The following is a 13,926-nucleotide window of genomic DNA, read 5'->3' on the forward strand; positions in this document are numbered from 1 at the left end:
CGACATCCGTGAGCGCCAGGCGGATACTGCGCGGTCCGCGAGCACCAGCGATCGAGAACGCAGCAAAAAACAAAACGGGAGCCGAAGCTCCCGTTTTGATCTTCAAACCTGTCCGGAAGACAGATTAGAAGGTGTGACGCACGCCGAGACCGAACTTGCTCTCGTAGCCTTCGCCAGCCAGCGAGTTCTCTTCGATGTCGTAGTCGCCGTACTGAGCGTACACCGTGGTGCGCTTCGACAGGCTGTGGTGGTAACCAATCGAGAAGCGATCGTTGTTGGAATCATCCACATCGTCGATCTCTTGCTGACCGTAAGCCAGCACCACGTTGCCAGCTGCCGAGACCGGAACGGTGGCAGCAAGGAACCACTGCTTGACCTTACCGTCATCCCCACCGAGCTCGAGCTTGTCCTGACCATAGGCAGCAGCCAGTTTGACCACGCCGAAGTCATAGGCGGCACCCAGATCCCAGACGGTTTCGGTTGCATCGATAGCGTCAACCTTGACCTTATGGTAGTTCGCGCCAAGGGTCAGCGGACCGTTCTTATAGACAGGCGAGACTGCCCAGATGTTCGCATCCAGATCGTCGTCAGCGCGCTCGTCATTCAGTGCGCTAGCGGTGTAAGCCACAGTCACCGTCAGGCCCGAGAAGCTCGGCGAGATGTAAGCGACAGTGTTATCAAGACGGGTGACAGGATCTGCTTTGCCCGAAAGCACGAAGTTCAGCAGACCTGCACCTTGGGTGTAATTGGTGCTGAAACCGGTGATGGCCGAATCCAGGAAGGGGTCCAGGCTGCCCAGGAATGCGTTTTGCGGGGTGGTCAGGCGACCAGCGGCAACGGTACCGAAACCGCCACTCAGGAACAGGTAAGAATCACGACGCGAGCTCGACGCGATGTAGTCACGCTCTTCGTTGGTGTCGAAGTTCAGACGGGTCTGAACGTCGAAACCAACCTTCAGGCCATTGCCCAGATCTTCGGTGCCCTTGAAGCCGATGAAGCTGGGCTGCAGCAGGCCGCTGTCGATACCGTTACGGCTCTCAGCGTCACCCGAGTGCGAACCCGAGTAGGAATAACCCATATCGACACGACCGTAGACGGTCACGTTCGACTGAGCGAAGGCCGGAGCGGCAGCAGCGGCGGCAACAGCCAGCGCGATCAGTTTCTTCTGCATGTGTTTCTCCTCAAATATGAAGTTGAGACCTTGGCATGTGCCTCGGCCCTACTCACCTCTCTGGCGAGAAGTTGGAGCGATTCTGCAAACCCGCCGCGCCCCTTGCAAGCCCGGCAGCGCTAAAACACCACATTCGGAGGATTGTTGTTGCAGTCGTGCAACAGATGACAACGCCAATGGCACCTGCCTGCGGGAATCGCAGCCGGCGCCGTCGGGCGGGGTCGTAGCCCTGACAATGGGATACCCGCATGCCCGAACCCACGTACGATCGGGAGGAAGCGCCGTGTATCAAAGACGGAACTCGAGCCCGGCTTAGCACTCTGATGCCCCGAGTGCTAATATTCGAGCGCAAGGAGGACACAAGCCTATGTCTCAAGCCCTGACGTTCCCCGTTCCCGCCGCCGGCAGCCTGGATCAGTACATCCAGAGCGTGAACCGCATGCCGATGCTCAGCGAGCGGCAGGAGGTGGAACTGGCGACGCGGCTGCGCGATGACGGCGATGTTGATGCAGCGCGCCAACTGGTCATGTCACACCTGCGGGTGGTGGTTGCGATCGCGCGCGGCTACCTAGGCTACGGCCTGCCGCATGCCGACCTGATCCAGGAAGGCAACATCGGCCTGATGAAAGCGGTGAAGCGTTTCGACCCGACGCGGGGCGTGCGTCTGGTGTCGTTCGCGATCCACTGGATCAAGGCCGAGATCCACGAATACATCCTGAAGAACTGGCGCCTGGTGAAGATCGCCACCACCAAGGCGCAGCGCAAGCTGTTCTTCAACCTGCGCGGCATGAAGCAGGACAGCACGACGCTGAACCCACTCGAAGTGAAGTCGATCGCCGCCCAGTTGGGCGTAAAGCCGGAAGAAGTCGTCGAGATGGAAACCCGCCTCGGCGGCCGCGACATCCCGCTCGATGGCGGCAGCGACGACGATGACGAGCGCTTCGCGCCCATCGCCTACCTGCCCGATCCGCACGCCGAACCTTCGGAAGTGCTGGAGCAGACGCAGCTCGCCCACCTTCAGGACAGCGGCCTGCGCAACGCGCTGGCCAGCCTGGACGACCGCAGCCGCGCCATCGTCCAGCGCCGCTGGCTGAGCGAAGGCGACAGCGCCACGCTGCACGAACTGGCAGCCGAGTACGGCGTGTCGGCCGAGCGCATCCGCCAGATCGAAGCCAAGGCCATGCAGAAGATGCGCGGGATGCTTGCGGCGGTGGCGTAAAGTTCACGTTGGCATGCAAGTGGCTATACTCAGCCAAGAGCCTGGCCAACGGAGAACGCGACATGCCCCACTACAGCAAGCTGCTTGACCGGATCAGCATCTCGGCAGACCAGTGCGGCGGCCGTCCATGCATCCGGGGTTTGCGAATCCGGGTTTCGGACGTTCTCGGTTTGCTGGGCGCAGGCGCGAGCTTTGAAGAGATTCTCGAGGACTATCCTTTCCTGGAGGAGGCGGACATCCGTGCATGCCTCGAGTACGCAGCCATTCAGGCCGATCACACAATCCTCGTCGCAGCATGAGGCTGCTGGTCGACAATCAGCTTCCAGCGGCTCTGGCTCGCTGGCTCTCGTCGAAGCAGCTATGCGCAGCGCACGTCACGGACGTTGGCCTCGCAGACGCCTCGGATAGCGAGATCTGGCGCCACGCGCGAGAAGAGAGCTTGGTCATCGTCACGAAGGACGACGACTTCCGTATCCTCGCCAACCACCAAAGAAGCATCCCGCCTCAGGTCGTCTGGGTTCGGCTGGGAAACTGCCGTAAGCAGGCATTGTTCACGGCCTTCGACTCTGTACTCCCCCAGTTGATCGAGGCGCTCGAAGCCGGCGAATCCATCGTCGAGATTCGCTGACTCACTTCCCCGCCAGCAGCGCCTTGATGTCCGCCGCGATCACTGCGGGATCCTCGGCGTGCTTCACGTACAAGCGCAGCCTGCCCTGCGGGTCGAACACGTAGGTGCCGGCCGAATGGTCGATGGTGTAGTGCCCCTCCAGGTCGCCGCTCTTGCGGTAGAACACACGGAAATCCTTTGCTACCTCGGCGATCTTGTCGGGCGTGCCATACATCCCGAGGAAGCGCTTGTCGAACACCGGCACGTATTCGGCCAGCAGCGCAGGCGTGTCGCGCTCGGGGTCGACGGTGATGAAGATGACCTGGACCTTGTCGCCGTCCGGGCCGAGTTGTTGCATGACCTCGCTCATGCCGGCCAATGCCGTGGGACAGACGTCAGGGCACTGGGTGTAGCCGAAGAAGATCGTGACCACCTTGCCCTTGAAGTCCGCGAGCGTGCGCGTCTGGCCGTGGTGATCGGTGAGCTGCAGCGTCTTGCCATATTCGGCGCCGGTGATGTCGGTGCTGCGGAACACCGGCTCGGGCGGGGTGCAGGCCGCGAGCAACGCGACGGCAAGCGCCGTGGCCGCAGCGCGGGCAAGGCGGGAGAAACGGAACGTAGGGGAAAAGCGGGAAGACATCGGGCACCTCGTGCTGCCGGTTCAATCAGCGCCCGATGATAGACGCTTGCGACGCGCGCAAACACCGTCTGCGTCAAGGCGCCGCACGTCCGGCGTGCATCACCACCGCAGGTAATGGTCGACCAGCAGCGCCCCGAACAGCCCGAACAAGTAGGCGATGGAGAAGCGGAAGGTACGCCGTGCCAGCGCGTCGCTATAGTCGCGGAACAGCCGCCAGGCGTAGCGGATGAACTGCAAGCCAAGCGCCACCGCTACGCCCAGATAGAGCGCGCCGCTCATTCGTGTAGCGAAGGGCAGCAGCGTGACGCCGAACAGGATCAGGGTGTACAGCAACACCGACAGGCGGGTGAACTCGGCGCCGTGCGTGACGGGCAGCATCGGCAGCCCCGCGCGCGCGTAGTCGGCGGTGCGGTACAGGGCCAGCGCCCAGAAGTGCGGTGGCGTCCACGCGAAGATGATGAGGAACAGCAGCAGCGCATCGGCGCTGACCTCGCCCGACACCGCGGCCCAGCCGAGCACTGGCGGCATCGCGCCGGATGCACCGCCGATCACGATGTTCTGCGGCGTACGCGGCTTCAGCAGCACGGTATAGACCACCGCGTAGCCGACGAAGGTGGCGAGCGTCAGCCACATCGTCAGCGGATTGACCGCCTGATGCAGCAGTGTCAGACCGAAGCCGCCGAGCACGCCGGCGAACAGCAGCACCTCGGTGGGCGACAGCTCGCCGCGCGGCAAGGGGCGGGCCCGGGTGCGCGTCATGCGGGCGTCGATCTGCTGCTCGATCAGGCAGTTCATCGCCGCCGCGGCACCGGCGACACAGGCGATGCCGACCGTCGCAGCGAACACGGTCAAGGCGTTGGGCAAGCCGTCGGGCACGGCGAGGAACATGCCGATCACCGCGCAGAACACGATCAACGTATTCACGCGCGGCTTGGTCAGCACGTAGAAGGCGCGCAGGCGGCTGGCGCGGGCGGCGTCCAAAGCGGCGATTTTCATGATCTCCCCTCCTCGATCGCCATCGCCAGCGCCGGATCGGGCCGGCGCTGCGGGGCGACGAATGGCAGGGCGCGCGGTGCGCCGAGCCGGAAATTGACCCACACCATCACCCACACCAGCAGGGCCGCGCCGGCGTTGTGCGCCGCGGCCAACGGCAGGGGCAGCGACAGCAGCACGTTGGCGATGCCCAGCCCGACCTGCAGCGCCAGCGCCGCCAGCAGCACGACGCCGACATCAAAGGTCGCGCGCCGTCGGCACAGGGCGCCGCCCAGCAACAGCAGTGCGCCCCCCGCGACCAGCGCGCCGATGCGATGTGACCAGTGGATGGCAGTGAGCGCGGCGTTCGACAGCAGTTCGCCATCTGCCGTCATGCCGAGTTCGCGCACCACGTGGAAGGCGTTGGCGTAGTCGGCCTCCGGCGCGAAGCTGCCGTGACAGGTCGGGAAATCGGTGCAGGCCAGCGCCGCGTAATTGGTGCTGGTCCAGCCGCCGAGGGCGATCTGTGCGATCAGCAGGGCGAAGGCCAGCCTGGCACCCAGCTGCAGCCGGCGCGGCGATCGACCCGCGTGCGATGGCGCCGCCATCGGCTGCACGGCACCGGAGGCGCGCAACACCAGCCAGGCCAGCAGGGCCAGCGTGGTCAGGCCGCCCAGCAGGTGCGCGGTGACGATGGCGGGCTTGAGCAGCAGGGTCACCGTCCATTTGCCGAGCAGCCCCTGGAAGATCACCACCCCGACCAGCGCCAGGGCCACACCCGGCGCGGCACGCGGGTTGTCGCGCAAACGCCAGGCCAGCACCGCGATGACGATGATCAGCAGGCCAAGGCTCGCAGCGAGGTAGCGGTGGATCATCTCCTTCCACGCCTTGGGCAGGCTGACCGGGCCGTCCGGCGCCGCGGCATGGACGTCGCGGATCACGTCGGCGGCATGCGCCGGCGTGAGCTTGCCGTAGCAGCCCGGCCAGTCCGGGCAGCCGAGCCCGGCATCGGCCAGACGCACATAGGCGCCGAACACCACGACGACGAAGGTCAGCAGCAGCGCGCCCAGGGCGAGGCGCTTGTAGAGGCGCAGGCCGCGACTCACGGCCGCCCTCCCCGCCCCAGCGCCGAGTACTTCAGCAAGCGTTGCAGATCCTTGGTGAGGGCACGCGCCGCCGCCGTCGCATCGGCCCGGTCGTCGAAACGCATCATGACGTTGCCCAGCGGATCAACGAGAAGAATGGTGCCGGGCGCCAGTTGCGGCAGCGCAGCCAGCCACGCCGCATCGGCACGGGCGATGCGCAGCTCGTCGGCCACCGACGTGCCGGGCAGATGATCGGCTGCCGGTTCTGCGCCATCACTGACCAGCCAAAGCCGGCCCACCCGCTCCATCTCCTTGGCCTGGGCGATGCGCGCCTGGCGCGACACGTACAGCGCACGCGCGCAGGCCGCATCGCAGGCGGCCGGTGCGGCCACGACCAGCGTCCAGCGTCCCTCGAGCTCGGCGCGCGTCAGCGCCGGCTGGCCCCCAAGCCCGGGCAAGCCACTCTGCGGCAAGGGCGTCAGCGGCAGCAATGCGCCGTTGTTCACCCGCCCCTGCGGCTGCCAGACGTAGAACATGAAGTAGGACGCCAGCACCGGCAGCACGCATACCAGCGCCAGCAGCAACAGGGTGCGCCGTGCCCGGCGGCGAAGCGCGGGCGGCACCGGACCGAGGGGCTCAGTGTCCGGCGAAGCGAGGGTTCCGCTGCTCATGAGGTCTCCGGAAGATCAGGCGCCAGGCGAACCCGGCGGTGAGCAAGGCGGCAAGCGCCGCAAGCGCGTACCACTGGAAGGCATAGCCGCGATGACGGTCGATGCCGGCGGACGGCAGCGGCCAGTCGCGCACCAGGCCGTCATTCACGACCGAGGTCTGCAGCGCGATCCAGAGTGCAACGCAGGGGGCTGCGGCCTCGCCTCGTGCGCGTGGTCTGGCCGTCGGGCAGAGCGCCAGCCCCAGTCCGGACGCCCCGGCCCATTGCGCCAGATCGAGCACCTGCACCACCTTTCCGCCAGTTGCCTGTCCCGCGCGCGCCAGCGTGAAGGGCGAGGCTTCCGGCCGATGCAGCCGGCCTTGCAGTTGAACCGGCCCGCGCGCGACCGACACGTCCGGCACCGCGCGACGATCCGGCCCCACCGCGATCCAGCCGCGGTTGACCACTACCACGCCCGAGCCGTCGGCAAGCTTCAGGGGTGTCAGCACGTGGTAGCCGGCCTGCCCGGCATGGGTGCGGTTGTCCAGCAGGATCGTTTCCGCCGGCAACCATTCGCCCTCGAGCAGCAAGGGCTGGCCCAGCCGCAACCCGGCTTCGTCGGTGTCGGTCGCGAGTGGCGCCGAGGCCGTCGCGCGCACGGCCGGCCGCGCCGCCGCGTCATCGAGCAGCGCCTGCAGTTCGCTCTTCTCCTGCGCACGGCGCAGCTGCCAGTTGCCGAGCGACGTCGTGAGGGCGACCACGAGCACGCCCGCCAGCAGGGGCAGGAGCATTCGCAGGCGTGCTGTCGCCCGGGTGCTCACGAGCACGCCTCCTCCGTTTGGTGCGCCCCATCGACGCGGCTACACTGCAGCGAAACCCCGCGGAGAACCGTCATGCGCATCGTCGTCATCGCCTTCCTGCTGATGATCGTGGCCAGCCTGGCCTCGGCGCTGTTCCTGCTGATGCGCGACCGCAACGCGGCCGGCGGCACCCGGGTCGCCCGCGCCCTGGCCATCCGCGTGGGCCTGTCGCTGACGCTGTTCGCGCTGCTGATGGCCGGCTTCGCCACCGGGCTCATCGAGGGCAGGCTGTAGGCGCATGCGGCAGTCACGACCGGTCTCCCCGTCCTAGAGCCAATACACGACGACGAACAGGATCAGCCACACCACATCCACGAAGTGCCAGTACCAGGCCGCGGCCTCGAAGCCGAAGTGGTGGTCCGGGGTGAAGTGGCCCGCCATCACACGGAACAGCATCACCGCCAGCATGATCGCGCCGATGGTGACGTGCAGGCCGTGGAAGCCGGTCAGCAGGAAGAAGGTGGAGCCGTAGATGCCGCTGTCGAGCCGCAGGTTGAGGTCGGCGTAAGCGTGCACGTACTCGTAGGCCTGCAGCGCGATGAAGATGGCACCCAGCACGATGGTGGCCAGCAGGCCGAGCTTGAGCTGGCTGCGCTTGTTGCCCAGCAGGCCGTAGTGCGCCCAGGTCAGCGTGACGCCGGAGGTCAGCAGGATCAGCGTGTTGATTGCGGGAATGCCCCACGCCCCCATCGGCGTGAAGGGGTCGGCGCCGCTCTGCGCGTAGGGGCCGGACGTAGGCCAGGTGCTGGTGAATCCCTGCCACAGCAGGGCCTCGTTGTCGCCGGACGCCAGCCACGGCACCGACAGCACGCGAGCGTAGAACAGTGCGCCGAAGAAGGCGGCGAAGAACATCACCTCGGAGAAGATGAACCAGCCCATCGACCAGCGGAAGGACACGTCCACCCGCCTGCCGTACTGGCCGGTCTCCGATTCGCGCACGACCTGGCCGAACCAGCCGAACAGCATGTAGATCAGGATGGCGATGCCGGCGAAGAACAACCACGGCCCCGCGGGCGCATCGTTGAGCCACAGCGCCGAACCGGCACCGAACAGCAGAAGCGCGATCGAGCCGAAGATCGGGTACTTGGACGGCTCGGGCACGAAGTAGTGGTCGAACGAGCGGCTTGCTGTTGCATGACTCATGACGTGTTCCCCCTGGCCTGTACTTGCCCGGTGCCGCTAGGCGAGCACCACTTGCACCGCGATGACGATGAGGATGACGAAGACCGCGCCGGCCAGCACGCCGGCCACGACCACCGCCAGCGGGTTGAGCGAGCCGGCGTCTTCCATGTAAGCCTGGCGCCTGCGCACCCCGAAGAATGACCACAGCACGGCGCGCAGCGTCGGCCAGAAGCCGGCGCGGCGCGGGTTGCCGGCACCGTGCGCGTTCATGACGCCCCCTCCACCAGCGCTGGCTTCGGTGGTTGCGCCGCGGCGGTGTTGCGGCCCGGCAACTCGAAGAAGGTGTAGGAGAGCGTGATCACCGTGACGTCTGCCGGCAGCGCTGGATCGACGACGAACACCACCGGCATCGTGCGCTGCTCGCCTGGCGCCAGCGTCTGCTGCTCGAAGCAGAAGCAGTCCATCTTGTTGAAGTAGCGCCCGGCAAGTTGCGGCCCGTAGCTCGGCACCGCCTGGCCGGTCACCGGCACGTCGCGGGTGTTGGAGACTTCGTACTCGACCTGCACCAGTTGCCCCGGATGGACCTCGATCGAGCGCTGCATGGGCTGGAAGCGCCAGGGCAGGTGGTGCAGGTTGGCATCGAACTGCACCAGGACTCGGCGACTGGTATCGACCTGGGTGTTGAGCACCGCCCTTGCCCCCTGCTCGGCCTCGGGCCGCAGGAAGTTGTTGATGCCGGTCACTTCACAGATCTTTTCGTAGAAGGGCACGAGCAGGAAGCCGAAGCCGAACATGACCGCGGCCGACACTGACAGGCGCAACAGCAGGCGACGGTTCTCCGCGGCGAGGCGGCCAGGGTGGGTACTCATTGCCCGAACACCTTGTACTTGAGGATGACGAAGACGAAGAAGGCGAACGCCACCGCCGCCAGCATCAGGCCGGTGCGACGGTTGGCTGCCTTGCGATCCTCGCTGCGCGTCATGTCCTCACCCTTCCTTGCCACCCTGGTGGCGAGGCGGAGAGCAGAGCCTCCTTCTCCCGAGATCTCCACCCCTGCTCCCCGCTCACCCCTGAAACCCTGCAGCGCCGGTTCCTACTTAACCACTGGTGCCTGCTCGAAGGTGTGGTGCGGCGCTGGCGACGGCACCGTCCACTCCAGCCCCTCGGCGCCTTCCCACGAACGCGCCGCGGCACGCTCGCCGCCACGCACGCACTTGACCACCACCACCAGGAAGATCAGCTGCGACAGGCCGAAGCCGAAGGCACCGACCGAGGCCAGTGCGTTGAAGTCGGCGAACTGCAGCGCGTAGTCCGGAATGCGGCGCGGCATGCCGGCCAGGCCGAGGAAGTGCATCGGGAAGAAGGTGATGTTGAAGAACACGATCGAGCACCAGAAATGCAGCTTGCCGAGGAATTCGCTCGGCATGTGCCCGGTCCATTTCGGCAGCCAGTAGTAGGCGCCGGCGAACAGCGCGAACAGCGAGCCGGCGACCAGCACGTAGTGGAAGTGCGCGACCACGTAGTAGGTGTCCTGCACCTGGATGTCGATCGGCGCGATGGCGCAGATCAGGCCGGTGAAGCCGCCCATCGTGAACACGAAGATGAAGCCGGTGGCCCACAGCATCGGCGTCTCGAAGGTCATCGAGCCGCGCCACATCGTCGCCACCCAGTTGAACACCTTCACCCCGGTGGGCACGGCGATCAGCATGGTCGCGTACATGAAGAACAGCTGGCCGGCGGCCGGCATGCCGGTGGCGAACATATGGTGCGCCCACACGGCGAAGGACAGGATGGCGATCGAGGCCGTCGCATAGACCATCGACGCATAGCCGAACAGCGGCTTGCGCGCGAAGGTCGGGATGATCTGGCTGACGATGCCGAAGGCCGGGAGGATCATGATGTAGACCTCCGGGTGGCCGAAGAACCAGAAAATGTGCTGGTACATCACCGGATCGCCACCGCCCGCAGCGTTGAAGAAGCTGGTGCCGAAATGGCGGTCGGTGAGGATCATCGTCACCGCGCCAGCCAGCACCGGCATGACCGCGATCAGCAGGTAGGCGGTGATCAGCCAGGTCCAGCAGAACAGGGGCATCTTCATCAGGGTCATGCCCGGCGCGCGCATGTTGAGCACGGTGACGACGATGTTGATCGCGCCCATGATCGAGCTGATGCCCATGATGTGGATGGCGAAGATGGCGAGGTCCATGCCCATGCCCATCTGTACCGACAGCGGCGCGTACAGCGTCCATCCTGCGGCGGTGGCGCCACCCGGCACGAAGAAGGAGCCGATCAGCAGGATCGCGGCCGGTGGCAGCAGCCAGAAGCTCCAGTTGTTCATGCGCGCGAAGGCCATGTCACTGGCGCCGATCATCAGAGGGATCATCCAGTTCGCGAAGCCGACGAAGGCCGGCATGATGGCGCCGAACACCATCACCAGGCCGTGCATGGTCGTGAGCTGGTTGAAGAATTCCGGCTGCACCACCTGCAGGCCGGGCTGGAACAGCTCTGCGCGGATCGTCAGCGCCATCACGCCCCCGGACAGGAACATGATGAAGCTGAAGATCATGTACATCGTGCCGATGTCTTTGTGGTTGGTCGTCGTGAGCCAGCGCATCAGGCCGGTCGGGCCGGGCTGATGCCCCTGGAGCTGATCATGTGTGACGGCGGCCATGCGGGGTCCTCCTGTCGAACAGCGCTACAACGACGACTCAACAACGCGATGCACAAACGCGGTGACCCTGATGCCGCCGCGGAGATGCAATTCCGTTCCTATTGGGCGGCCAGCGCCACGTTCTGCGCCTGCATCTGGGCACTGACCCACTCGGCGTACTTCTCGGCCGACACGACGTGCACTTCGATCGGCATGAAGCCATGGTCGCGGCCGCACAGCTCGGCGCAGTTGCCCCGGTAGATGCCTTCCTTGTCGGCGCGGAACCAGGTGTCGCGGATGAAGCCGGGAATGGCGTCCTGCTTGACGCCGAAGGCCGGCACCCACCATGAATGGATGACGTCGTTGGCCGTCAGCAGCACGCGCACCTTCTTGCCCACCGGCACCACCAGCGGCTTGTCGACCTCGAGCAGGTATGCCTCGCCCTTGGGGGCGCCGCCTTCGATCTGCTCGCGCGGCGTCGACAGGCTGGACAGGAAGCGGATGCCCTCGCCCTCGCCCTGCAGGTAGTCGTAGCCCCACTTCCACTGATAGCCGGTGGCCTTGATCGTCAGGTCGGGGTTGGAGGTGTCCTTCATCTCGATCACGGTTCTGGTCGCAGGCCAGGCCATGCCGAGCAGGATCAGGATGGGGATGACGGTCCAGGCGATCTCGACCGCGGTGTTCTCATGGAAATGGGCGGCGACGGCGCCCTTGGACTTGCGATGATGGAACACCGCCCAGAACATCACACCGAACACGCCGATGAAGATGACCAGACAGATCACCAGCATCAGCGTGTGCATGTCGTTGATCTGCTCGGCGATGCCCGTGACCGGGGCCTGCAGGTTGTAGCGCGCCGGCGAATCCTGCGCGAGCGCAGGACCGGCAAGGCCGACAGCGGCGGATGCAGTCGCGAAGCGACGGGCACTTTCCATGACCACCCCCTACATCTTGTAGTTTTGGCAGGCGTGACCGATGTTGCCATAGCGAAAAACACAGCCGCAACACGGTTTTTTGATAAAAATCAATATATTGCGTCGCAATATCTGCTACCCGCCGCATCACGGCTGCACTTGCGCGCTGCATTCGGGGTTTTCCCATGGGGCGTTTTTTTGCAGTGCCGCAACTGCGCACGACGCGCCCGTCATCCGGCAAGGATGCAATCGGACTGCAGTGAACTGCGCCCTCAGCCGGTGGCGGACAGCTTGCGCCGCAGGGCCCGCATCAATGCGCCGATGACCGGCAAGTGGGCATAGAGCTCCTCGGCCGGATCCCAGTAGTCGCGATGCAGGACGACACGCCCGTCGGCATCGAAGCTCAGGTGGCTGACGCCACGGACCACCAAGGCACGCCCACGCAGGCGCAGGTGAAAGTCCCAGCCCAACATGGCTTGGTCGCCCTGCACGATGCGACTGGTGACCACGAAGCGCGGTGAGTCCGCGGTCGCGAACATGTGTTCGAAGATGCGGCGGATCGCGGCGACGCCGATCACCTCGTTGAAGGGGTCCTTGAAATGCGCGTCGGGGGCGTAGAACTCGCCGAGGCGGACGAGCGAAGCCGGTGTCAGGGCCTGGTAGAAGTCGGCAAGCGCGTCGACGGCATCATTGACGGAGCGCTGGTTCGGGTTGGTCATTCGCGTATTCAAAGTCCGGTTGCGCGCCGGATCAAGGCAAAGTAAGCGCGCCGCGGCAGCCACTGCAGCAGCTTCAGTACGCGCGTGAAGCGGCGCGGAAAGTGGATCTCGAAATCGCCCCGCCCGAAGCCGGCGACGATCTCCTGTGCCGCGTCCTCGGCGGAGATCAGCGCCGGCATACGGAAGTCGTTCTGCGCCGTAAGCGGCGTGGCGACGAAGCCGGGATCGATCAGGAACACGCCCAGCCCCTTCGGCGCCAGGTCCAGGTAAAGCGTTTCGGCGAAGTTGATCAGCGCGGCCTTGCTCGGCCCATACACCGTCGCCTTCGGCAACCCGCCGTAGCCGGCGACGCTGCCCACCAGCGCGATCGCGCCGCTGCCCTGCCCCAGCAGTTGCGGAATCACCGCCGCCGCGCCCGCCATGGTGCCGAACAGGTTGGTGTCGAGCGTCTCGCGGATCGCCTCGGGCTGCAGTTCCCAGGCGCGCAGCGGCCGGTAGGTGCCGGCGTTGAGCACCACCAGGTCGATGCCGCCCCAGGCATCGACCAGCCCGTCGCGCACGCGCTCGAAATCCTCGGGCCGGGTGACGTCCATCGGCTCGACGACCATGGCGGGGCCACAGTTCGCCGCGAGGGCCTCGAGCCGCTCGCGGCTGCGTGCCGATACCGCGACACGCGCACCGCGCGCCGCCAGGGCCTGCACCAGCGCGGCGCCGATGCCGGTCGATGCCCCGACCAGCCACACCCGCCGCCCCTGCCAGTCGCGGATCGGCGCGTTGAGCGGCGCCAGCCAGCCCATCAGCCGCCCCGCTTGTAGAAGGACAGCGTTACCTCACCGAGGCGGAAGCCCCATTTGCTCATCACCGAACGGTTCAGCATCACGCGGTCGTCCATCAGGAACATCCAGTCGTCGAAGTCGACGTTGTAGACCTTGCCATCGACCGGCAAGGCCAGCACATAGCGCCAGCGCAGCGCGTTGCCGGCCTCCTCGCCGCGCGCCTCGCCGACCACGTCATCCGCGCGGCCGACGTAACGCCCCTCGCCGGTGCGGGTGATCGTCCACACTCGGCGCTGCGTGCTGCCGTCCGAATAGGTGAAGCGCTCGTCCAGCGTACCGACTTCGCCCTGCCAACTCGCGTCGATGATCACGGTGAAACGCTTGACCACCTCGCCGGAACGGTCCTGGAAGATGCCGTGCGCCTCGAGCGTGCCGTTGAAATACTGGCGCAGGTCCAGCACCGGCGTCTCGCTGCGGTATTTGTCGATCTCCACCGAACTGCACCCCCACAGCCCGAACAGGGCCACCATCAAGACAAGGAT

General features: G+C 65.8%; 19 protein-coding genes. 4 read left to right on the top strand and 15 right to left on the bottom strand.

What is annotated here, in order from left to right; translation table 11 throughout:
• Positions 1-124: 124 nt before the first annotated feature.
• A complete protein-coding gene (locus CGK74_RS01590; RefSeq protein ID WP_094266784.1) occupies positions 125-1,171 on the bottom strand; it encodes a porin in 1,047 nt (348 codons plus the stop codon).
• A 367-nt stretch (positions 1,172-1,538) separates the two neighbouring features.
• Here CGK74_RS01590 and rpoH point away from each other — a divergent pair, with 367 nt between their 5' ends.
• From rpoH to CGK74_RS01605, 3 genes are all read left to right on the top strand, one after another.
• The gene (gene rpoH / locus CGK74_RS01595; protein ID WP_094266785.1) at positions 1,539-2,390 is read left to right on the top strand and encodes an RNA polymerase sigma factor RpoH; all 852 of its coding nucleotides are present in this window, start codon (positions 1,539-1,541) and stop codon (positions 2,388-2,390) included.
• A gap of 62 nt (positions 2,391-2,452) precedes the next feature.
• A complete protein-coding gene (locus CGK74_RS01600; RefSeq protein ID WP_094266786.1) occupies positions 2,453-2,689 on the top strand; it encodes a DUF433 domain-containing protein in 237 nt (78 codons plus the stop codon).
• Positions 2,686-3,018: a DUF5615 family PIN-like protein gene (locus tag CGK74_RS01605; RefSeq protein ID WP_094266787.1), complete on the top strand. Its 333-nt coding sequence runs from the start codon at positions 2,686-2,688 to the stop codon at positions 3,016-3,018. The genes CGK74_RS01600 and CGK74_RS01605 overlap by 4 nt, the downstream gene beginning before the upstream one ends.
• Position 3,019: 1 nt before the next feature.
• Here CGK74_RS01605 and CGK74_RS01610 read toward each other — a convergent pair whose 3' ends face one another.
• The 5 genes from CGK74_RS01610 to CGK74_RS01630 all read right to left on the bottom strand — a co-directional run bounded on the left by CGK74_RS01610 (position 3,020) and on the right by CGK74_RS01630 (position 7,134).
• A complete protein-coding gene (locus tag CGK74_RS01610) occupies positions 3,020-3,637 on the bottom strand; it encodes an SCO family protein (RefSeq protein WP_094266788.1) in 618 nt (205 codons plus the stop codon).
• A 99-nt stretch (positions 3,638-3,736) separates the two neighbouring features.
• On the bottom strand, positions 3,737-4,633 hold the full coding sequence (cyoE, locus tag CGK74_RS01615; RefSeq protein WP_094266789.1) for a heme o synthase: 897 nt from the start codon (positions 4,631-4,633) through the stop codon (positions 3,737-3,739).
• On the bottom strand, positions 4,630-5,715 hold the full coding sequence (locus tag CGK74_RS01620; RefSeq protein ID WP_240498588.1) for a COX15/CtaA family protein: 1,086 nt from the start codon (positions 5,713-5,715) through the stop codon (positions 4,630-4,632). The genes cyoE and CGK74_RS01620 overlap by 4 nt, the downstream gene beginning before the upstream one ends.
• Entirely contained in the window at positions 5,712-6,365 is a 654-nt protein-coding gene (locus CGK74_RS01625; protein ID WP_094266790.1) for a hypothetical protein, read from the bottom strand. Before CGK74_RS01625 ends, CGK74_RS01620 begins: the two co-directional genes overlap by 4 nt.
• Entirely contained in the window at positions 6,331-7,134 is an 804-nt protein-coding gene (locus CGK74_RS01630; protein WP_240498589.1) for an SURF1 family protein, read from the bottom strand. Before CGK74_RS01630 ends, CGK74_RS01625 begins: the two co-directional genes overlap by 35 nt.
• Before the next feature lie 102 nt (positions 7,135-7,236).
• Here CGK74_RS01630 and CGK74_RS01635 point away from each other — a divergent pair, with 102 nt between their 5' ends.
• Complete coding sequence (locus CGK74_RS01635; protein ID WP_094266791.1) at positions 7,237-7,437, top strand: DUF2909 domain-containing protein; 201 nt, start codon at positions 7,237-7,239, stop codon at positions 7,435-7,437.
• Between the two features lie 33 nt (positions 7,438-7,470).
• Here the strand turns inward: CGK74_RS01635 and CGK74_RS01640 are convergent, their stop codons facing one another.
• The 9 genes from CGK74_RS01640 to CGK74_RS01675 all read right to left on the bottom strand — a co-directional run bounded on the left by CGK74_RS01640 (position 7,471) and on the right by CGK74_RS01675 (position 13,914).
• Positions 7,471-8,346 carry a cytochrome c oxidase subunit 3 gene (locus CGK74_RS01640; protein ID WP_094266792.1) on the bottom strand — a complete coding sequence of 292 codons (876 nt, stop codon included), beginning with the start codon at positions 8,344-8,346 and terminating at the stop codon, positions 7,471-7,473.
• Between the two features lie 36 nt (positions 8,347-8,382).
• A complete protein-coding gene (locus CGK74_RS01645) occupies positions 8,383-8,595 on the bottom strand; it encodes a DUF2970 domain-containing protein (protein ID WP_094266793.1) in 213 nt (70 codons plus the stop codon).
• Positions 8,592-9,194: a cytochrome c oxidase assembly protein gene (locus CGK74_RS01650; RefSeq protein ID WP_094266794.1), complete on the bottom strand. Its 603-nt coding sequence runs from the start codon at positions 9,192-9,194 to the stop codon at positions 8,592-8,594. Before CGK74_RS01650 ends, CGK74_RS01645 begins: the two co-directional genes overlap by 4 nt.
• Positions 9,191-9,307 carry a cytochrome oxidase small assembly protein gene (locus CGK74_RS19100; RefSeq protein WP_240498590.1) on the bottom strand — a complete coding sequence of 39 codons (117 nt, stop codon included), beginning with the start codon at positions 9,305-9,307 and terminating at the stop codon, positions 9,191-9,193. Before CGK74_RS19100 ends, CGK74_RS01650 begins: the two co-directional genes overlap by 4 nt.
• Positions 9,308-9,418: 111 nt before the next feature.
• A complete protein-coding gene (gene ctaD, locus CGK74_RS01655; protein ID WP_094266795.1) occupies positions 9,419-10,996 on the bottom strand; it encodes a cytochrome c oxidase subunit I in 1,578 nt (525 codons plus the stop codon).
• A 98-nt stretch (positions 10,997-11,094) separates the two neighbouring features.
• Positions 11,095-11,910: a cytochrome c oxidase subunit II gene (coxB, locus tag CGK74_RS01660; protein ID WP_094266796.1), complete on the bottom strand. Its 816-nt coding sequence runs from the start codon at positions 11,908-11,910 to the stop codon at positions 11,095-11,097.
• A 251-nt stretch (positions 11,911-12,161) separates the two neighbouring features.
• A complete protein-coding gene (locus CGK74_RS01665) occupies positions 12,162-12,608 on the bottom strand; it encodes a nuclear transport factor 2 family protein (protein WP_094266797.1) in 447 nt (148 codons plus the stop codon).
• A gap of 8 nt (positions 12,609-12,616) precedes the next feature.
• Positions 12,617-13,405: an SDR family NAD(P)-dependent oxidoreductase gene (locus CGK74_RS01670; protein ID WP_165770030.1), complete on the bottom strand. Its 789-nt coding sequence runs from the start codon at positions 13,403-13,405 to the stop codon at positions 12,617-12,619.
• Positions 13,405-13,914 (bottom strand): DUF3833 domain-containing protein, encoded by a 510-nt coding sequence (locus tag CGK74_RS01675; protein ID WP_206186179.1) that lies wholly within the window; start codon positions 13,912-13,914, stop codon positions 13,405-13,407. Before CGK74_RS01675 ends, CGK74_RS01670 begins: the two co-directional genes overlap by 1 nt.
• Positions 13,915-13,926: the final 12 nt, after the last annotated feature.

It is taken from the genome of Thauera propionica (genome assembly GCF_002245655.1).
GTDB classification, from domain to species: Bacteria; Pseudomonadota; Gammaproteobacteria; order Burkholderiales; family Rhodocyclaceae; genus Thauera; species Thauera propionica.